The following is a 21,489-nucleotide window of genomic DNA, read 5'->3' as shown; positions in this document are numbered from 1 at the left end:
TATGTCAGAATCAGACAATAAGGATTTAGCTTTATTAGCAGAAGCTAAATCTATTGATGATGCAGTGGTTAAAATTAGCGATGTTTCACTGCATTATAAAAAAAATTGTGCGCTGGATAACATTAGTTTAACTATTCCACCAAGGTGCATGGTGGGATTAATTGGGCCAGATGGGGTTGGTAAATCAAGTTTGCTGTCTTTGATTGCGGGTGCACATGTCATTCAAGATGGTTTAGTTTATGTTTTAGATGGCGATATGCGAGATAAGTCACATCGTAAAGCGGTGTGTACTCGTATTGCTTACATGCCACAAGGATTAGGTAAAAATCTTTATCCAACATTATCTGTCGAGGAAAATCTTCAATTTTTTGCTCGTTTATTTGGTAATGATGCCGCAGAGCGCCGACGTCGCATTGACGAATTAACAAAAAGTACTGGGCTGTATCCCTTTTTATCAAGACCAGCAGGGCGACTATCTGGCGGTATGAAACAAAAAGTCAGTTTATGTTCTGCTTTGATTCATGATCCTGATTTACTGATTCTTGATGAACCTACCACGGGGGTCGATCCCCTTTCCCGAGCACAATTTTGGCAATTAATTAATAAAATTCGGCAGCAAAGACCACAAATGAGTGTTATTGTGGCAACAGCTTATATGGATGAAGCACAAAACTTTGATTGGCTTGTTGCAATGTATGGCGGTAAGATTTTAGAAACCGGCACACCTAAATCATTATTAAGCCAAACAGGAAAAGATAATTTAGACGATGCCTTTATTCAGTTGATGCCAGAAAGTGCCAAACAAGGCTATCAAGCCGTTGAAATTCCACCTTTGGATGTAAATAACAATCTACAAACAGCGATAGAAGCGAAAGGGCTAACTAAGCAATTTGGTGATTTTATTGCAGTCGATCATGTTAATTTTTCGATTAAACAAGGCGAGATTTTTGGCTTTTTAGGGTCAAACGGTTGTGGTAAATCAACAACCATGAAGATGCTAACCGGGTTATTACCTATTTCGTCCGGTGAAGCTTGGTTATTTGGAAAACCTGTTGATGCCAATGATATTAATACCAGACGGCATTTAGGTTATATGTCTCAAGCTTTTTCTTTGTATAGTGAATTGACTGTTGAGCAAAACTTAGTGCTACATGCACGTTTATTCGGCATTGAAGAAAGTAAAATACCTGAACGTGTTTCTGAACTTCTTAAACGGTTTGGATTAGAACAAGATGCTCAAAATCTACCTGATAGCTTACCTTTAGGGGTTAAACAGCGTTTATCTTTATCGGTCGCCGTTGTGCACAACCCAGAAATATTAATTTTAGATGAACCGACATCGGGCGTCGATCCGATTGCTCGAGATGACTTTTGGCGTTTGATCATCGAATTATCCCGTAAAGATAAAGTAACGGTTTTTATTACTACCCATTTTATGAATGAAGCCGCAAGATGTGACAGAATTTCTTTAATGCATGCGGGGAAAGTGTTGGCAAGTGATACTCCCGATAATATTATTGCATCGAAAAACGCGTCGACTTTAGAAGATGCCTTCATCCGCTATCTAGTTGATGCAGGTGCTGACGATAGCGATGCACAACAAAAATCGACCGAAGCTTCAGTTACCGCCGACAAATCCCAAACAGTCATCCCACCAGCAAATCATCTTCAAGGATTTAGTTTAACACGGATGATTGGTTGTTTATGGCGTGAAACACTTGAACTGTCGCGAGATCCTTTACGAGCGATGTTGGCATTAATGGGGTCAGCAATCTTAATGCTCGTTATGGGTTATGGGATTACGCTAGATGTCGAAAATTTACGTTTTGCCGTGCTAGATCGTGACCAAAGTGAAATCAGTCAAAACTATACGCTTAATTTGTCTGGGTCCAAACGTTACTTTGTTGAAAGGCCACCTATAACGGATTATGCCGATATGGATGCCCGTTTACGAAGTAATGATATTGCGTTAGCGATTGAAATTCCACCTAATTTTGGACGAGATATTCAACGTGGTGATTCAGTTGATATCGGTGTTTGGATAGATGGTGCCATGCCACTACGAGCAGAAACCATTAAAGGCTATGTACAAGGTATGCATCTTGCTTGGCTAAGTCAAAAAGTTAAAGAAATGTCAGGAAAAGATTCAACCAGTTTGGCGAATATTGAGACGCGGTATCGATATAATCCTGATGTAAAAAGCTTACCGTCAATGGTACCGGCGGTTATTCCTATTTTATTATTGATGATTCCTTCCATGCTGGCAGCTTTATCGGTTGTCCGTGAAAAAGAGATGGGATCGATTATTAATTTATATGTTACCCCTGTGACTCGTGCCGAATTTTTATTAGGAAAGCAGGTACCGTATATTATTATTTCTATGTTTAGTTTTTTGCTGTTGCTGTTTATGGCGATTACTATTTTTGGCGTGCCAATCAAAGGCAGTTTATTCACGTTATGCTTGGCTGCTTTAGCTTATTGTATTATTTCAACGGGGCTTGGGCTGTTGGCGTCAACTATTACACGTAGTCAAATTGCAGTGATATTTTTAACCTGTGTCGGCACTATGTTACCTGCTATTCAGTTTTCGGGTTTACTCAATCCTGTGGCTTCATTGGAGGGGAGTGGGCGTTATATCGGTGAAGTTTATCCAACAACACATATGCTAATCATTGCACGAGGTGTATTTAATAAAGCACTGGGTTTTAATGATTTACACAATTCTTTATTCGCATTATTAGTCACTATTCCTGTTGTGCTGTGCGCCAGTATTTTTCTTCTTAAAAAACAGGAAGGGTAGTTATGAAGCAAAGCTTAATTAATATTTATCGATTAGGTATTAAGGAATTATGGGGACTATTACGCGATCCTATCATGCTTCTGTTAATAGGTTACTGTTTTACGTTTGATATTTATATTGCCGCTACAGCAACATCTGACTCGCTTCATCATGCCTCAATAGCGGTGGTTGATGAAGATGATTCACCGTTATCAAGACAAATTGTTGCGGCTTTTTATCCGCCGATGTTTAATCAACCTGTAAAATTATACTCAATGGATGAGGTGGATCGAGGCATGGATACCGATAGTTATACCTTTGCTTTAAATATTCCGCCTAATTTTCAGCGTGATGTGTTGAACAATCAAAGTCCTGAAATTCAATTAAATATCGATGCGACTCGAATGGGGCAAGCTTTTGTAGGGAATGGTTATATCACACAAATCATCACGGGTGAAGTGACAGAGTATGTTAATCGTTACAGCAAAGCAACGGATTTACCTGTCAATATTCAAGTTCATACCTCATTTAATCCGAATTTAACTCGCTCTTGGTTTGGCTCGGTAATGGAAATCATTAATATTGTAACGACGTTATCCATTATTTTAACCGGAGCTGCATTAATGCGAGAACGTGAACATGGCACTATTGATCATCTGCTTTCCATGCCTGTCACACCGTTTCAAATAATGATATCTAAGGTATGGTCAATGGGATTAGTGGTCTTAATCTCAACTTGGGTGGCATTACTATTGGTGGTAAAAAGCTGGCTTAATGTTCCAATTAATGGCTCAATTACGTTATTTTTAATTGGGGCCGCTTTACATTTATTTGTGACAACGTCACTTGGGATCTTTATGGCAACCATAGCCAAATCAACGGCACAATTTGCCATGTTGTTAATTTTAATTTTATTACCGTTGCAAATGTTGTCCGGTGGTAGTACACCAAGGGAAAGTATGCCTGAAGTAGTACAAAATATTATGATGATTGCCCCAACAACGCATTTTGTCGAATTAGGGCAAGCCATACTATATCGTGGTGCAGGGTTGAGTGTTGTGTGGACATCCTATGTATGGTTAATTGGAATTGGATCGGTCTTTTTCTTTATAGCATTAAGACGTTTCCGTAGCTCAATTGTTAATATGGGATCGTAAGTCACTTGCTATATGCTGATAAACCATAACCAATCGATTGATTTTTAATGAGTTGGTTATGGTTTATTATTTTTTCAATTTAATTGCCTTCATCTTCTATAATGGTCATTATCATCTTGAATCAATCATATTTACTTAAACCGATCAGTGAATAAAATTGCAATCTTCGTTTATTGAGCTAACTTAATGTTTGTCATTAATATTGGGTTGTTACGCCAAATATTTTCATAATTTTATAAATATGAATGATTTTGTCACTAAAATGAATGTAAATGTCATTTCTTTTATATCAGTTATTGTTAAAATTTACCGCAAATTTAGCCAGCTACAAGTGTTAAATCCTAATAAACATAATGGGTTAAGATTAACAGTTGTGGCATTGTTATTTTCTTGAGTAGTAAATAAATTAATGCTTGTGTTTGTCATTTAAGACTGTTGTATGAAAATTTAATGGTTTTCATATGATGAAATTCAGCGCTATTTCGTTAATTTAATTTTAGTGGTCTTGTTGTCGCTAATAGTTTTCACAAATTTTCAGTAAACGTCACGAAATAAGTAAAGGCTGTATTATTTTTGTTTTGAATTAAGGCTGATTCAACCTTAATTCCTGTATGTCTATCTATCAAGATAGATATTAAAATCTTTAAAGTTCCACCATTTATTCAATTACTAGAACTAGCATGTTTACCAGCGAAAGTAATATTCATTCTTAACGTGGTTTCCATTTAATGGAATAAATGATGAAATGTTTATTAGTTTCGTTTGGTGTTTTTTAATTCTCTTGGCGTTAATCCAAAATTAGCTTTAAATCTTTGTGAAAACCGAGTGGACGAAGAATATCCTATCATTTCAGCGATATATTCTGTTGAAAAATTAGAGGTTTGTAATAAATGAAGCGCTTGTCCCATCACGAGTTTTTCCTTAATTTTTTGTATATTTTCCCCTTCAAGTTTCAATTTTCGATACAACGTTGCTTTACTCATGCAGATTTCTTTGCAAATTTCATCAATGGTTATTTTTTTATTGTCTTTTTTATTAAATATTTCAATTACTTTTTGCGTGGTTTCTTTTCGATTGGGTAAACATGCCAAATTTTCATAACCGGAATGGACTAACAGTTTAATAATTTCTTTTCTACGATTTGTAATGATGTCATCAGATGCCCATTCTAAGCATTCTATCATTTGTGAAACACATTTATAAAAGGCAGAATTTGCTTTCCCTGCGGTATATTCATTGGTTTTCTTTGTATTGATGTTGATTGATGTATCATTAAAATCAGAAAATTCAAAATTAATAAGTAATGCAAAATAATTCGTATTTGCGGGTATATTTCTCATGTTCATTGATTGAACATCGGTGAAAAAAATAAAATCTCCTGTATTGCAGGCTAGTTTTTTTTCATTACCAATCACTTTGCAACCACTTAATATAATTATCAGTAAAGGCTTTAAAATCGGTATATTTGATAAATTTTGTTGCTTTTTAGAGGTGTAAATTGAGATATAATTGCTGTTACTATTTGCTTCACTTAATTGTTTAAGTTTTTCAATTTCTACTGCGGTATTATTCATCCTAATTGCCCCATTATTTTCGTGTATTTTTTATCGTGATGATGAAAAACATGTTGACGTTGTTCAGTATATCGTTCTGTTATAAAATTTATACTTCATACACTGAATCTATTAACGTATAAGCAAACAATAAATAAGGTCACAAAAATTTTTTACACATTTAGTACTCCAGTTGGTTATGGAAAAATGTAAGCCAATGTCCAAAAGTTGTGGCCTTTAATGGAAATTTACTTATAAAGCTTTGTTACTAAAAAATTAATTCACAACTTTTTATAAGCAATGCCATAACCTATCAAACATAATCTATGTGAAAATGTATATTTATTTAACGTATTTTAATTACTCAAAATAAAGCTATTTATTTCGTTTAAAACTGTTTTTTCGAGCTTTGTTATTTCTGGATAAGCATTTTGAAGACATACTTTAGCACTGTATATTCTTCTTTTTTGACTTATTTTTGAACTGTTAGTATGCATTTAATACACGCTAACAACTCGATAAAGTTAACATATTTTAATCAAAACGTTAACTTTTTGTAAAATAAATTTTATGAGTAAAAAATCAAATTTGCATGTTATGACTATTTTTATATGCCCAATCGTTATTTATCTTAACGTTTATTATGATAAAAAAACGTAATTTAGATTTTTCTGTTGGAAATGCAAAAATTTACAACATTATTCTTCGTTATAATGATTGGTTATTTTTGTTGTTAATTATCATTTCACTAATGGTAATTCATCCCAACGTGTTGTGTAACGTTGGCTAAGCCGTTCTCGTTTGATCTGCCAAGGTGCGGTTTTTCTACTTCCGCCTAATTGAATGGTATTTTTACCCATTTTTTGATTAATGGTATCGATTGTTTTCATTAAGTTATCATTTTTTTGCTGTAAGACTGGCAGACTATTTAAAGCAAATAAGTCAGATTGACAAAAGCTATCTTTAGCTTTTAAGTCGAGTAACATAACACCTGACTTCATAAATAAAAATCCTTTTTTATAAATTGTTGTTAGTCCCTGTTGTGCCGCATGAATAATTACTCTTGAATCATCAGTAGGTGATAGTAGCGGTACGACAATCGAGGGATTGTATTGAATTAAGTCTTGACGAAACCGATTTGTTTTCAAAAAAACAAGTACAGCATTAGCAATCGATTTTTGTTGTCTTAGTTTTTCAGCGCCTCGACTGGCGTGAATACGAATGGCCTCTTGCAAGTCGAATAATTCACCTGTTAACTGCCCAAAACTACGTGATGTCATAATGTTTTTTTTAGGTGTTGCAATGTCATCTAATTCAATAGCGTTAATACCTTGCAACTCTAATATGGTACGTTCAAGCACGACGGAAAATTGTTGTCTAATTTGTTTTAAATCTGCCTGACGCAGATCCCACGCAGTATGAATACCTAATGTTTGCAATCTTTTGGCTATGCGTCTGCCAACGCCCCAAATTTCATCAACAGGAAATGATTTTAAAATCTGATCAAGTAAGGCTGAATCGTTAGGAAGGCAATAGACCCCTTGATAAATAGGCTGCTTTTTTGCAATGTGGTTTGCCAACTTTGCTAACGTGTGGGTTGATGCAATGCCAATACTTACCGGAATTCCCGTATCACGTTTTACTATTGCCCTTAAATGTTGACAATGGGTTGTAACATCGCTAAATCCCGCCAGTTTAATAAAAGCTTCGTCAATAGAGTAGGGTTCAATATCGGCAGTATAATGGCTGACAGTATCAAAAACACGTTGGCTCATATCGCCATAAAGTTCATAGTTAGAACTTAATAATGTAATTTGTTTTCGAATGTTAGCCTCAATTTGGTAGGCAGGCATACCCATTGGTACTAAAGGTTTAAGTTCATTGGAGCGTGCGATGACACATCCATCATTATTGGATAAAATGCCAATTGGTTTTCCTTCTAATTTAGGGTTAAAAACACGCTCACACGAAGCATAAAAGTTATTACAATCAATCAGCCCAATCATGCATGACCACGTTTTCGTAAAGAATGAATAGTGTGTATAACAACGCCCCATATATGGACTTCTTTACCCGCTAATGAAATAGGGGGATAAAGTTCATTGCCTGATAATAGATAATGTTGTCCATCAATAAGTCCCAGGCACTTACATGTTAGTTCACCGTCAACAGCTGCAACGACAATATCTTCTATTTGGGGTGCTAATGAACGATCTACTACTAAAAGATCACCACTAAAAATACCATAGTTAATCATCGATTCCCCCTGTGCTTTAATATAATACGTTGCACTTGGGTGTTTAACTAAGTGATCGGTTAAGTCCAGTTTGGCTTCTAAATAATCATCAGCAGGCGATGGAAAGCCAGCCCTGACAGGGGTATCAACCAAAGGTAAGTAATTTTTGATAGTGCTATCAACGGTTCCTAGCACAATACAGGATTTACTCAAGAACGTTTCTCCTAAAAATATACAGGTAAAATTTATACTATGTAGTAGTATTCGTGATAAAAAACGAATAGTGTATAAATATACAGTATAAAATTCTTGATTCAATGAAAAACACTGTAAAAAAATAGCAATGTGACAAAAAATGACCATGTGTAATGGATGATAAGTATATTTTGACGAACCAGTAAGTTTGACGATCTGAATCAAGAATAGTTGAAATAATGGCAGGATTGAATTTGTATTGTTGCAAAAAATAGAGAACAAAATCGCAAGCTATCATAATAATTGATTTAAATTACATTACGGCATTTTACAAAACCACTTAAATAGTTTACATTATATTGATTATTTATTAATTAATTTACAACATAATTCACTATACCTTGTATTTTTGTTCACAGCCCTTATATAAGTGACTAAAGGTAAACTTTAAGTGTGACTTATCGAAATAATACAAAAAGTCAATTTGTTAACCTAAGTACGCCTGATGCAATTTTGATTGGTTATCGATGATAAAAAGCGCTATTTAGTTTGTTTTAGCTTAATTTTGATTTTTACTCTAATTTAACGCTCGTTTTTTTTATTTTCTCATCTTTTGTTTTTTATAAGAATAAAATAACAATATTGATATATATCAATAATATTTGTTGCGATTTTTTGTTTTTTTAGACAGTCAGTATTGCCAGCTCGACACAAGGGCGAAAAGAATCAGATATAATATTTTCCAAGTTATGTTATTTGACATTTAAATATAGCAAGGGTTGTCGTATTAAAAATATTTTTCAAAAACACAAAGTGCGTAAAACAACATTTAGTTATATCAAGTTTTTAAAAAACTGAAAAAAGGTTTTGGCGCTAGTTTTATTATAACTGGGTCATGTTCAGTTTTATTACCTACTTATTTTAGCTCGGTCTATAAATATAAATTCTAATCCAAAGTTACCGACCAATTACCGAATATGTATTTTAAGTAATATTATTTTAGGAGTTTTAAAAAAAATGAATCTAATTTGGTCTGCAGTAGGGCAAGTTGTTAGTTCTTGTCTTCCGGTGTTTTTATTAATTTTTCTTGGTTGGTTATGTGTTCATCAGAATATTTTTACCAAAGACTCCAAGAAGCTATTATCCGGTTTAGTGTCAAACTTTGTATTTCCGGCATTACTTTTTGTGCATACATCACATGCTAAGCCGTCTGAAATATTCAACGGTATTTGGATGATTGCATTTTTCTGTACAATGTCATTTTTATGGATAATTTGTTTTTTAACCAATAAATACATTTTACATAAAGATTTAAAATCAACAGCGATGAACGCGATGTTATGTTGTTTCCCGAATATGGGGGGAATGGGCGTACCATTTTTAACATTGATGTTAGGTGCATCGTCAACCATTTCAGTCGCTGTAGCGAATTTTGTGGTGGCGTTATCATTGATACCAATGACGATTTTCTTATTGGAATTGTGTGATACGAAAATATCTGGCGGAAAAGTAACGGGCAACATGGTATTTAGCGCAGTGAAAAACTCGTTAATGAAACCAATGTTTTTAGCGGTCATTCTGGGCTTAATTGTCAGTGTTACAGATGGAACAAAATGGTTACCACATTTTGTCTTTAATACCTTTGATATCATGTCGAATGCTTGTAACTTTATTTCGTTAATTGCCGTTGGGGTAGGTATCTATGGTGTTAAATTGAATTTTTCAAAACCGTTGATTATCAATGTGATTTTAAAAAGCTTCTTTACACCAGTAGTAGCTTTAATTGCGGTAAACCTTTTTGGTATTACGGGTATGGAGGCGGAAGAGTTAGTATTCTTGTTAGCTATGCCAACAGCATCAACAGCCGTTATTTTGGCTTATAATTGGAATGTTGAGCAAGAACAAGCATCAAGTATCTTTTTTGCTTCAACAATTTTATCCATATTTATTTTACCAACGTTGCTTTTAATTATGCATTTTACGGTACCGGGTGTGCAATAAACAATTTGTTTAAGCGAAAAATAGGTATAAAAAAACGGGTATTAAGCCCGTTTTTTTGTTTATTACTTGTTGTTTTTTATCTTAGCTGTGTTTGCTTTAACATAAGATAAAACAGTATTTTGATAGAATTGTTTATTGCAATTTAAATAAATATGTCGCTAATGTAAAAAACTATTTTTGTGCAATAAATACCGCTCGCATTGGAGCAGGATAACCCTCAATGGTTTTACTTAGATCATTTGGATCGAGAAAATCAGCAAGTGAATCAGACGTCATCCAATCGGTTTTACGTTGTTCTTCTAAACTAGTTTGTGAAATATCCACCATTCTGACATCTTTAAAACCGCATTTTTGTAGCCAATTTATCATGGTAGGTACCGATGGAATAAAGTAAACATTGCGCATTTGTGCATAACGTTCACCAGGCATAAGCGCTTGATGTAAGTCACCTTCAATAACGAGTGTTTCTAATATTAATTGTCCACCATCAACAAGCTGATCTTTTAATTGGTAAAGATGATCAAGAGGCGAACGGCGATGGTATAAAACACCCATCGAAAATACCGTATCAAAAGCATTAAGCTTTGGTAGCTCTTCAATGCCAAGTGGTAATAAATGTGCTCGTTTATCATCACCTAATAATTTTCTGACGGCTTCAAATTGACATAAATAAAGAGCCATAGGATCGATGCCTACTGCAAGTTTAGCCCCAGCGCCAATCATTCGCCATAAGTGATACCCACTATTACAACCAACATCTAAAACAAGTTTACCTTCTAAATTGTCAATATGATGAATAAGACGTTCCCATTTCCAATCAGAACGCCATTCAGTATCGATATCTATACCATAAAAATGAAATGGTCCTTTGCGCCAAGGCATCATGTTTTTTAATAGCTGAGTAATACGTTGCTGTTCCCCAGTTGAAAGAGGAGTTTGCGTTTTTACGCTGACACCATGCAATAAATCTATATGATAAGGCGTTATAACAGGTAAGTGTTTAATACTATTTAGCCATTGTGTAAAACGGCTATCTAAATTTTGTTTTTGCCAATTGGCTAATTGTGCCGGTAAGACTTCAAGCCAGCTACTGAGCCTATTTTTTGCGATAATCTGGTAAAAATCACCAAAATCGATCATTCTTTTGTGTCCTTATAAATTTGATTTTTGACTGATATATGGATTGTTAACTATCCTAAATAACGGCTATTTTATAGCAATGATAGAACCAAAATTGAAACATTGGAACCAAGTGTTAATATGTGTAAAACCTGCTTTGGTTAGGCGTTCATTATGGATTTCGATAGTATCAGTCAGCATGACATTTTCTAACATATTACGCTTTTGACTAATTTCTAACTCACTGTAACCATTCGCACGTTTAAAATCATGATGCATATTGAACAGTAAGTCATCAATAGTTGAATCAGTAAAACTAAATTTTTCAGATAATACCAATATACCATTGGGGTTTAATGCTTGATAAATCTTATTCAAGACTTGTTGTCGGGATTCGGGTGTTAAAAATTGTAATGTAAAATTGAGAACAACCATGGATGCATTTTGCATCTGGATATTACAGATGTCGTCACAGATTACATCAACGGGTGTATTGGCCTTAAAGGCGTCGATATGGCGTTTACAACGTTCAACCATCGGTAACGAATTATCAATAGCTACAATATGGCAATTTTCATGTTTAATATTACGACGAATAGAGAGCGTTGCTGCACCTAATGAACAACCTAAGTCATAAATCATTGAGTTCGGTTGGACAAATCGTTCAGCCAACATACCAATCATAGAAATAATATTCGAATAACCCGGCACCGAGCGTTGAACCATATCCGGAAACACCTCAGCAACTTTTTCATCAAAAGTCCAGTCACCTAATTTATCGATAGGGGTTGAAAATAATTGATCTATTTTTGAATTCATAAAAGTTGAAGTTATAGATAACGAATAAAAAATAATTCTGTTATGATACCACTTTTTTAAGTTAATTTGTTTGAAGCATTATGAATTTTGTTATTCTTTTTATAAGTTTGATGAGTATTTTAGTCATTATTTACTTAGGTAAACGGTGGTTATTTTGGCTAGATTTTCATTTAAATGGTTATTTGAAATTGGCTTATTGGTTAGCATTAGCAACCATAGCTACCACATTTATCCTGTCAAAAGTATTGAATGATTTTCCGGCCTTTTTTGGCATATTATTCAGTTTAACTATCTGTTTTGTTTATGCGACATTGCTTTTTGACTTTATTCACTTAATAAGTAGAAAAAGATTTAAACCCGATTTTTGGGTGAGTTATGTTTATGTCGGTTGCGTAATTGTACTGTTTATATTTGGTCATCAAATGGCGACTAATTCTAAAATAGTAAATTATCAAGTTACGATTAATAAACAGGCTAATGTTGATCATTTACGTATTGTTCAATTAAGTGATATTCATCTTAATGGGTTAACCCAGCGTAAATTTATCAAGCAAATGGTGGACGAAGTTAACAAACTTAATGCCGATCTTATCGTTATCACGGGTGATACACTAGATAAGCAATTAAAATCATTTACAGAAACTGACTTTAATAAACAATTTTCACAATTGAAATCGAAATATGGTACCTATATTATTTTTGGTAATCATGAATATCTAGCCATTAATAAAGAACATCCTCATGGCGAGGATATTGTTGATGCGTTTAAAGCTGCCAATATGCGCGTTTTACGAGATGATATTGTGTACCTTAGTGATTTGAATATCACGTTAATTGGTCGAGAAGATTTTTCATCGAGTAAGTATGATTTAAAACGAGCGGAACTTGCTGATTTAATGATGTTTGCCGATACGTCTACACCCATCATTTTATTAGATCATCAACCCAAAAATCTTGATGAAACAGCTAACGCCGGAGTTGATTTAATGATTTCAGGACACACGCATGGTGGGCAACTGTTTCCAATCAATCTTTTGTTATCTGTTATTTATAAAAATGCTGATGGGATATATCATGATACAGAAAAACAGTTTACCAGTATTGTAAGTAGCGGTTATGGCTTTGGAAGTATCCCTTTACGCTTAATGACACGTTCAGAAATTGTTGTCATTGATGTGACGTTTGATAATAACAAAGAACAATCAAATCATTCTTTAGAATAGGTAATTAATATTGACTTATCAATTTATTATAAATAATGAACAACTCACTGATTATTGTTCAAAAATCAAAAATAGTGCAGCTATTGCATTGGATACTGAATTTGTTCGAACTCGAACTTTTTATCCTCATTTAGGCTTACTTCAGGTATTTAATGGTGAATTTGCTGCCTTGATCGATCCTATTGCAATCACCGATTGGCAATGTTTAATCGACATTTTTCGAAATGACGCCATTGAAAAATATTTTCATTCTTGCAGTGAAGATATTGAAGTATTTATGCATCATTTTGATTGTGTCCCAACGCCAATCATTGATAGTCAAGTCCTCGCATCTTTTTTAGATAATCCATTAAGTAGTGGCTATGCCAATTTAGTTAAAAAATATCTCAATATTGATCTTGATAAAAGTGAAACCCGTACAGATTGGTTGAAACGGCCATTGACAGACAAACAGTGTCAATATGCGATTAATGATGTGATATACCTGTTTCCGTTAATGCAAAAACTTAAATCACAATTAATCAGCAACCATTATTTAGTTGCCGCTTATCAAGAGTGTCAAATGGTTATTGGTCGCAAATGTGAGGTGATCAATCCAGATGATGCTTACCTGAGTATTAAAAATAGCTGGCAATTGAAAGGTAAGAGTTTAGGGCAGTTATATAAATTAGCGAGTTGGCGCTATCAATTAGCTAAGCAGCAAGATATTGCTGTAAACTTTGTGGTCAAAGAAGAGGTGTTGTGGAAAATAGCCCGTTATTCACCCTCATCCTTGTCAGAACTCGATAAATTAGGATTGCATGGAAAAGAGATTCGGTTATATGGCCAACAGATTCTGAATATTTTATCGGAACCTATTCCAGACATTCCAGCAATACGTCGTATTAATAGTTATCCTGATTATAAGGTGATTACAGATCAACTAAAAAATGCAGCTGTCCAGATTGCCTCACAAACAGGGCTTAATGCAGATTTGTTACTATCCAGACGATTAATAAACCAATACGTGAAGTGGAAGATTGATAAAGTAGGGCAGGATCCAGAAATTTTATCAGGCTGGCGAAAACCTTTATTTGAACCCTATTGTCAATAAATGTTGCTAATGAGCAGATATGATCTGCTCATTTAATATGACATGTTTTTCAATTATCAATGTCTAAATTTGACAACAATTAAGCAAGTTCAGTTAGCATTGATTCGACAATCAATGAAGATTGTGTTGCAGCCAATTTTAAGAAAGATTGGAAATCAACGGCTGATTCACTATCACCATTATCCGAAATTGCTCTAACCACCACAAAAGGTATCTGATATAGCCAACAAACATGACCAATAGCAGCCGCTTCCATCTCAACAGCGATAGCATTGGGAAATGTTTGCTTAATTCGTTCCAGATTGGTTTTTCCATTGATAAATGCATCACCACTACCGATCGTTCCTTCAATAGCGTTGACCCCTTGTTTTTTAATACACTCTTTGGCTAATGTTTGGTAAGTTTCACTTGCCTCAAATGCAATCGGGCATCCTGACATTTGACCTGGTTGATAACCAAACGCAGTTAAATCCACATCATGATAAAATACATTTTTCGATACCACGATATCGCCAATGTTTAATGCCGTTGAAAGTCCACCTGCTGAGCCAGTATTGATAACCGCATCAACTTGATAATTGTTTAATAATAGGGTGGTTCCTGATGCTGCTGCGACTTTTCCAATGCCTGATTGAAGAAGTACAATTTCACAATTGGCTATTTTTCCAAGATGAAAATCGCAATTTAGATGGCGTTCCACTCTATAATGGGTAATTTTACTTTTTAATATCGCAACTTCTTCTTCCATTGCGGCAATGATAGCGATTCTCATACGATCCTCATGACTAACGTTAAGTAACTTAAATTAAGATGTGATATCATAATTGCTATAGGCTAACTTGACAACATACAACTATCTGGGAGAAGAGAATTGCGCACAATATTTATAACGGGCTGTTCAAGTGGAATAGGGCTGATTTCGGCTGTTGCACTCAAACAACGAGGATATCGTGTTATTACTTCTTGCCGTAAAGACGAGGATCAAAAAAAACTTATTGAGCAAGGATTTGAAGCGGTGATTCTTGATCTCAATAATCCTGAATCTGTCACTCAAGCTGCTAAGGAAGTGTTAGCATTATCCAATAACAAGTTATATGGTTTATTTAATAATGCTGGATTTGGTGTATATGGTCGATTAAATACAATCAGTCGTGAGCAGTTAGAATCTCAATTTGCAACTAATTTTTTTGGTGTTCATCAATTAACTCAACTGCTCTTACCCGCCATGATTGAACATAATGAAGGACGAATCATACAAACCAGTTCAATCGTTGGTATTATTGCAACACCGGGACGAGGTGCTTATTCAGCCAGTAAGTATGCTTTAGAAGCCTGGTCGGATGTATTAAGACTTGAATTAGCCAATACAAATATTAAAGTGTGTTTGATTGAACCCGGTCCATTAACAACAGCTTTTTCAAAAAATGTCAATCAAACAGAAAAAACACATCGGATTGAAAATCCTCCAATAGCTAAACGATTTACGTTACCGCCTGAAGCCGTTTTGCCATGTTTATATCATGCCCTTGAACATCGCAAACCTAAAATACGTTACAGGGTAACAAAAGTAACCCAGTTAGCGGCGATTGGCAAACGTTTGCTTCCGGATAGATTAATGGATAGAATTTTACTCAATAAATAATGAATCTCAATATTCATAGGACATAATATGCAAAACCCTTTTATTTTTGATGTTAATGAACAAAATATTCAAGAAATTTTAGAAAAATCAACTAAACAGCTTGTGTTATTTTACTTTTGGTCACCAAGAAGCCCAAATTATGAAGAAATGACACAAACATTGACTAAATTAGCTGATGAATATCATGGTCAATTTATTTTAGCGAGTGTCAATTGTGATGAGCAACAGATGTTGGCTGCTCAATTTGGGTTACGTGCCATTCCGACCGTTTATTTATTCCAAAATGGTCAACCTCTCGATGGTTTTCAAGGGCCTCAACCAGAAGAAAAAATTCGTGAATTACTTACTAAAGTGTTGCCTAATGAAGATGAACTTAAGTTAATTGAAGCACAAAATCTATTTAATGAAGAAAAATACGAAGAAGCTTTGCCATTATTAAGACAAGCATGGAAGAATTTAAAGGATCATTTAGGTAAACCAAGATCCGATATTGCATTCATGTTAGCCAAAGCACAGATAGCATTAAAGCAGCTAGCGGAAGCAAAAGATGTTTTAGCTTCTGTTCCATTGCAAGATCAGGATACTACCTATCATGGTTTACAAGCTGAAATTGAGTTATTGGAACAAGCAGCAAATTCTCCCGAATTGCAATTATTACAAGCTGAATTAGAAAAACACCCGGATAATGTAGAGTTGATGATCCAATTATCATCGCAATTAATGCAAGTAGGACGGCAAGAAGAAGCACTTGAATTACTATTTAAGCCTCTTACTCAAGATCTTAATGCAGGTGATGGACAAGTTAAGAAAACCTTACTTGACCTTTTAGCAGCGTTAGGCACAAGTAATCCGTTAGCGGCTTCTTATCGTCGTAAACTTTATACATTACTTTATTAAGATGAATTAGAGAAGATAATCATGATTCAACAATAAATTTATTGTTGAATCATCAGTTTTAGTGTTCGATTACTCGAGGGAAGTTTTCATTACTGCGTAGCGTTAATACTTCAACACCATTATCTGTCACTAAAATAGTGTGTTCATATTGAGCAGAAAGTCCATGATCTTTAGTTTTTACGGTCCAACCATCTTTCATTGTTCGAGTACGCCAATCACCTGTGTTTACCATAGGTTCTATAGTGAATGTCATACCCGGTTTTAAAATAACTCCACCGTCATCAGCATCATAATGTAGCACTTGCGGTTCATCATGATAAACTTCACCGATTCCATGACCACAATACTCCCTAACAGATGAAAAACCAAATTTTTCTACATATTTTTGAATTGTTTTACCGATTTCTCTTAATCGAATACCTGGCTGAATAATTTTTATCGCTTCATACAAGCTATTTTGTGCCACTTCACACAACTTTTCGCCAGCAACGGTTGGTTTTCCTGCAATATACATTCTTGATGTGTCACCGTGATAACCGTCTTTGATAACAGTGACATCAATGTTAAGTATGTCACCATCTTTTATTTTTTTATCAAAACTTGGGATACCATGACAAACAACGTCATTGATTGAAATACAGCTTGTATGTTGATAACCGCTATAGCCGATATTTGCAGGGATAGCTTTTTGAACATTGACAATATATTCATAGCAAATTTTATCCAGTTCACCTGTCGTTATACCGGGCTTGACATAGGGTTCGATCATTTCTAATACATCGGCAGCAAGTTTGCCAGCGATACGCATTTTTTCGATTTCTGTTGGCGTTTTTAACTTAATAGACATTAAATTGTTCCTGTAATGTTAATGGCTATATCCTATCATATAGCGCTATGACGTCAAACCTTGGTAATGAAATAATTAAATATCTTTTTGATAAATAATTAATTTTTATTTTCAAAAAGTCAATATCAGGCTGTCTTTTGTGGTTTGGCTTAAAATAACTAATCTTTGAAACAATTTAATTATATAATAACTTATTATAAAACGAGGTTATGACTATAATGCAGTGTCGCTATTATCAGCAAAAAAAATGTTTATCATGTAACTGGATCAATTATTCTTACGCCACCCAACTTCAAGAAAAACAGAGTAATTTATCAGAAAAAATAACGGAGTTTAACCCTAAAGAGGTTAAGCCGCCCGTTGCTAGCTCAGAAGTAGCTTTTCGTAATAAGGCAAAAATGGCCGTACTTGGCACTGTTGAAAAACCGATATTGGGTATGGTAAATGGTAATGAAGCTATTGATCTTTGCGATTGTCCGCTTTATACCACCAGTATGCAAAATATTCTTAAAATAGTACGAACGTACATCCGTAAACAAGGTTTAGTTCCTTATAATATTAATAAGCGAAAAGGGGAATTGAAGTTTGTCATCATTACAGAAAGTACCACCGAAGAAACAAATGGTTTTATGATTCGATTTGTGATGAGATCACACAAGTTTGTTGAGAAAATCAGAAATTCACTTCAACAGCTTCAAAACAAAATTGAAAATTTACAGGTTGTTTCAATAAATATTCAACCTAATCATTCAGCTATTTTAGAAGGTGAAGAAGAAATTGTCCTTACCCAAAATAGTTATTTGAATTTTACATTGAATCACATTCCCCTTTATATTAAAGCTAAAAGCTTTTTTCAAACCAATACCAATATTGCTAAGAATCTTTATCAAACAGCAAGTGATTGGGTAAATAATTTAAAAATAAGCTCCATTTGGGATCTGTTTTGTGGGGTAGGCGGATTTGGTTTACATTTAGTCAATTCTTCAAATAACAAGAATATAGAATTGACGGGAATAGAAATTAGCCAAGATGCAATAGAGTGTGCTTCCCGCTCAGCACATGAAATGGGTTTTACTCATCTTACCTTTAAATCATTAGATGCAACCCGGTATAGCATTGGACAACAGAATATACCTGACTTAGTATTACTCAATCCACCCAGAAGAGGGGGAGGTGAAACATTAATGCAATTCTTAGCTCAAGTTAAACCTCATTATATTTTATATTCTAGCTGCAATTTATCATCATTAGTTGAAGATATACGCTTATTATCGGATTACCAACTTAAGAAAGTTCAATTATTTGATATGTTTCCTCATACAGCGCATATGGAAGTATTAGTTTTATTGGAAAGAAAAGATGGATAGGGTATGATTAATCGCCTTTACAAATAGTTAACAACATAATGCTAATTGAGTAATGCCTATAAAACAATAGGGCTACACAGTGCACCCAATAACAATGATTAAAGTTATGACTCTATATTCAATTGATTAACTGATTGATCAAATAACGATTAAACTTTAATCTATCGAACTAATTAATAAAAAATAAATTAAAAAGTTAAAGGAGATTTTTATGGCTGAGTCCAACATTGAGATAGTTCAAAATACAATAAATAGCCTTCATGAGTCCGTTTTATCGGTCATATTGTCGACCATTAATTCAAATGGCGATGTCGAAACAAGTTATTCACCTTATTTTTTTGATGGTATGGATTACTATATACTTATTTCTGATTTAGCCCCACATAGTCAGAATATCAAAGCTAATGCCCATATCTCAGCTTTTATTATTGAAGATGAATCTAAAACGAAGAACATTTATGCTCGTAAACGTTTAAGTTTTCAAGCCACTGCTAACATGATTGAAAAAGATTCCGAATTGTTTAATGCTATTATTGAGCAATTTGCTTTGCGAGTCAGTAAAATGGTTTATATGTTGTCAGAAATGAAAGACTTTAACTTATTTAAAATTTCACCAATGCAAGGCAGACTGGTTATTGGATTTGGTAAAACCTATCAAATCGATCATCAAACTAATAGTATAATACAAGTTGATGAAAGCTATATTGCCAATCAAAAAGCACAACAACAGAGTTAACACTTTGTGAAATTGATGATATCTAATTGTTTTACATTAAAAGGAATGCGGATGATTACCCATTCCTATCCATGAAATAGACAAGATTATTAAATGTCGATTCATGACCTAACTATCAATAATAAATAGTATTATTGAGTGTTTTCATCTTTGAAATCAGTTCTAATCTGATAAAGCATGAGTGAAAAGCCAAAATTACCAATAGAAGCTTGTAAATTATGATAATATTGAATATATAAAACTCAATTTAGGATAAATAAAGATTATGATACCTGATGTTTCTAAAGCACTTAATTGGTTAGAAAAACATTATACTATCTTACAAGGTATTCAACGTGGACTGGAACGAGAGACCTTACGAATTTTACCCGATGGTTCTTTATCTAAAACGCCTTTTCCCAATAAAATTGGTTCAGCCTTAACTCACCCTTGGATCACAACTGATTTTGCTGAGTCGATGCTTGAATTTATAACACCGGTCAATACGAACATTGATTATATGCTCACGTTTTTGCGAGATTTACATCGTTATGCCAGTATTAATATTGGTGATGAAATGATGTGGCCACTCAGTATGCCGTGTTTTGTTGTGAAAGAAGACGATATTATTTTAGCGCAATATGGTTCTTCAAACGAAGGGCGTTTAAAAACACTGTATCGTGAGGGATTAAAAAACCGTTATGGTGCAATGATGCAAACTATTTCAGGTGTCCATTATAATTTTTCTTTACCGACAGCATTTTGGCAAGCAAGAGACGGGGTAAAAAATACTGAAGAGGGTAAAGACGTTATTTCAGAAGGCTATTTCACTTTAATTCGTAACTATTATCGCTTTGGTTGGGTAATCCCGTATCTTTTTGGTGCATCACCATCAATGTGCTCTTCATTTATTCAAGATCCCGAAAAAGCGAAAGCATTCATTGAACAAACTAACGGCAACTGTTATTTACCTTATGCCACATCTTTAAGGCTTAGCGATATTGGTTATACCAATAATGCTCAAAAGCAATTGGGTATCACTTTTAATCACTTGAATACTTATGTCGAGGGATTAAAACGCGCAACTAAAACACAATCTCCCGAATTTAGTCGCTTAGGCATTAAAGTTGAGGGTCAGTATCGTCAATTAAATGATAAAGTCTTACAAATTGAAAATGAGTTTTATGCGCCGATTCGTCCTAAACGTGTTCCTAGGGCAGGGGAATCACCTTCAGATGCATTGCTACGTGGTGGAATTGAGTATATCGAAGTAAGAGCTTTAGATGTTAATCCATTTTCACCAATCGGTATTACAGAAGAACAGATTCGATTTATCGATTTATTTTTAATTTGGTGTGCATTAGCACCGGCACCTGAAATGAGCAGTCAAGAGCTAGAGTGCGCAAAATTAAACTGGAATCGAGTTATTTTAGAAGGTCGGAAACCGGAGATTGAAATAACAATGGGGTGTGGAAGTTATCATGAACCAATGGCCAAAGTAGGTCATCAATTATTTAAGGATTTACTTCGTGTTGCTGATGTTTTAGATCATCATGATGAAAAACAGCACTACCGTAAGGTTTGTGAGCGACTTGATGTTATGTTTGATTATCCAGAATTAACTTTATCAGCAAGAACATTACAGGCGATAAGTGATCTGGGAACAGCTAAATTTGGTTTAGCTTTAGCAAGTCAATATAAAAAACAGTTATTGTCAGAACCTTTAGCCGTGTTAACCGATAATGATTTTGTTCAACAGCGCTATATTTCACTCGAAAAACAGAAAAAATTAGAAGAAAATGATAAAGTATCGTTTGATGAATATTTAGCTCAACAAAATAAATAG

At 34.3% G+C, this 21,489-nt stretch carries 17 protein-coding genes; 10 read left to right on the top strand and 7 right to left on the bottom strand.

Annotation, left to right across the window (positions count from 1 at the left end; translation table 11 throughout):
- Position 1: 1 nt before the first annotated feature.
- Positions 2-2,800 (top strand): ribosome-associated ATPase/putative transporter RbbA, encoded by a 2,799-nt coding sequence (gene rbbA / locus J3U36_RS07985; RefSeq protein ID WP_267378660.1) that lies wholly within the window; start codon positions 2-4, stop codon positions 2,798-2,800.
- A gap of 2 nt (positions 2,801-2,802) precedes the next feature.
- Complete coding sequence (locus J3U36_RS07980) at positions 2,803-3,936, top strand: ABC transporter permease (protein WP_267350900.1); 1,134 nt, start codon at positions 2,803-2,805, stop codon at positions 3,934-3,936.
- A 752-nt stretch (positions 3,937-4,688) separates the two neighbouring features.
- On the opposite strand, the gene J3U36_RS07975 is transcribed toward J3U36_RS07980, so the two are convergent.
- From J3U36_RS07975 to J3U36_RS07965, 3 genes are all read right to left on the bottom strand, one after another.
- Complete coding sequence (locus tag J3U36_RS07975; RefSeq protein ID WP_267350902.1) at positions 4,689-5,510, bottom strand: helix-turn-helix transcriptional regulator; 822 nt, start codon at positions 5,508-5,510, stop codon at positions 4,689-4,691.
- Positions 5,511-6,229: 719 nt separating this feature from the next.
- Entirely contained in the window at positions 6,230-7,495 is a 1,266-nt protein-coding gene (locus J3U36_RS07970; RefSeq protein ID WP_267378667.1) for a Y-family DNA polymerase, read from the bottom strand.
- Positions 7,492-7,938 carry a LexA family protein gene (locus J3U36_RS07965; RefSeq protein WP_267350906.1) on the bottom strand — a complete coding sequence of 149 codons (447 nt, stop codon included), beginning with the start codon at positions 7,936-7,938 and terminating at the stop codon, positions 7,492-7,494. Before J3U36_RS07965 ends, J3U36_RS07970 begins: the two co-directional genes overlap by 4 nt.
- 999 nt (positions 7,939-8,937) lie before the next feature.
- Between J3U36_RS07965 and J3U36_RS07960 the strand changes: the two genes are divergently transcribed.
- Positions 8,938-9,921, top strand: coding sequence for an AEC family transporter (locus J3U36_RS07960; RefSeq protein ID WP_267350908.1), 984 nt, complete (start codon positions 8,938-8,940; stop codon positions 9,919-9,921).
- 171 nt (positions 9,922-10,092) lie between these two features.
- Here J3U36_RS07960 and cmoB read toward each other — a convergent pair whose 3' ends face one another.
- Both cmoB and cmoA read right to left on the bottom strand, forming a co-directional pair.
- Positions 10,093-11,061 (bottom strand): tRNA 5-methoxyuridine(34)/uridine 5-oxyacetic acid(34) synthase CmoB, encoded by a 969-nt coding sequence (cmoB, locus tag J3U36_RS07955; RefSeq protein ID WP_267378669.1) that lies wholly within the window; start codon positions 11,059-11,061, stop codon positions 10,093-10,095.
- Positions 11,062-11,127: 66 nt separating this feature from the next.
- Complete coding sequence (gene cmoA, locus J3U36_RS07950) at positions 11,128-11,859, bottom strand: carboxy-S-adenosyl-L-methionine synthase CmoA (RefSeq protein WP_267378672.1); 732 nt, start codon at positions 11,857-11,859, stop codon at positions 11,128-11,130.
- A gap of 80 nt (positions 11,860-11,939) precedes the next feature.
- On the opposite strand from cmoA, the gene J3U36_RS07945 reads away from it, so the two are divergent.
- The gene (locus tag J3U36_RS07945; protein WP_267378675.1) at positions 11,940-13,082 is read left to right on the top strand and encodes a metallophosphoesterase; all 1,143 of its coding nucleotides are present in this window, start codon (positions 11,940-11,942) and stop codon (positions 13,080-13,082) included.
- 10 nt (positions 13,083-13,092) lie between these two features.
- Positions 13,093-14,175, top strand: a complete 1,083-nt coding sequence (rnd, locus tag J3U36_RS07940; RefSeq protein ID WP_267378677.1) for a ribonuclease D — start codon at positions 13,093-13,095, stop codon at positions 14,173-14,175.
- 79 nt (positions 14,176-14,254) lie between these two features.
- Here the strand turns inward: rnd and J3U36_RS07935 are convergent, their stop codons facing one another.
- On the bottom strand, positions 14,255-14,947 hold the full coding sequence (locus tag J3U36_RS07935) for a 5'-methylthioadenosine/adenosylhomocysteine nucleosidase (RefSeq protein WP_267378680.1): 693 nt from the start codon (positions 14,945-14,947) through the stop codon (positions 14,255-14,257).
- Positions 14,948-15,046: 99 nt separating this feature from the next.
- Between J3U36_RS07935 and J3U36_RS07930 the strand changes: the two genes are divergently transcribed.
- Positions 15,047-15,817: an SDR family oxidoreductase gene (locus J3U36_RS07930; protein WP_324101151.1), complete on the top strand. Its 771-nt coding sequence runs from the start codon at positions 15,047-15,049 to the stop codon at positions 15,815-15,817.
- Between the two features lie 27 nt (positions 15,818-15,844).
- The gene (locus J3U36_RS07925; RefSeq protein WP_267350917.1) at positions 15,845-16,714 is read left to right on the top strand and encodes a thioredoxin family protein; all 870 of its coding nucleotides are present in this window, start codon (positions 15,845-15,847) and stop codon (positions 16,712-16,714) included.
- Between the two features lie 58 nt (positions 16,715-16,772).
- Here the strand turns inward: J3U36_RS07925 and map are convergent, their stop codons facing one another.
- The gene (map, locus tag J3U36_RS07920) at positions 16,773-17,561 is read right to left on the bottom strand and encodes a type I methionyl aminopeptidase (RefSeq protein ID WP_267350918.1); all 789 of its coding nucleotides are present in this window, start codon (positions 17,559-17,561) and stop codon (positions 16,773-16,775) included.
- A gap of 218 nt (positions 17,562-17,779) precedes the next feature.
- Between map and rlmC the strand changes: the two genes are divergently transcribed.
- The 3 genes from rlmC to gshA all read left to right on the top strand — a co-directional run bounded on the left by rlmC (position 17,780) and on the right by gshA (position 21,489).
- Positions 17,780-18,928, top strand: coding sequence for a 23S rRNA (uracil(747)-C(5))-methyltransferase RlmC (gene rlmC, locus J3U36_RS07915; RefSeq protein ID WP_416379823.1), 1,149 nt, complete (start codon positions 17,780-17,782; stop codon positions 18,926-18,928).
- Between the two features lie 211 nt (positions 18,929-19,139).
- The gene (locus J3U36_RS07910; protein WP_267350922.1) at positions 19,140-19,664 is read left to right on the top strand and encodes a HugZ family protein; all 525 of its coding nucleotides are present in this window, start codon (positions 19,140-19,142) and stop codon (positions 19,662-19,664) included.
- Between the two features lie 265 nt (positions 19,665-19,929).
- Positions 19,930-21,489 carry a glutamate--cysteine ligase gene (gene gshA, locus J3U36_RS07905; RefSeq protein ID WP_267378686.1) on the top strand — a complete coding sequence of 520 codons (1,560 nt, stop codon included), beginning with the start codon at positions 19,930-19,932 and terminating at the stop codon, positions 21,487-21,489.

Source organism: Gilliamella sp. B3817, from assembly GCF_026536705.1.
In the GTDB taxonomy this organism is placed as follows: Bacteria; Pseudomonadota; Gammaproteobacteria; order Enterobacterales; family Orbaceae; genus Gilliamella; species Gilliamella apicola_I.
The sequence above is the reverse complement of the archived record's forward strand: the minus strand, read 5'-3'. Positions and strand labels throughout refer to the sequence as shown.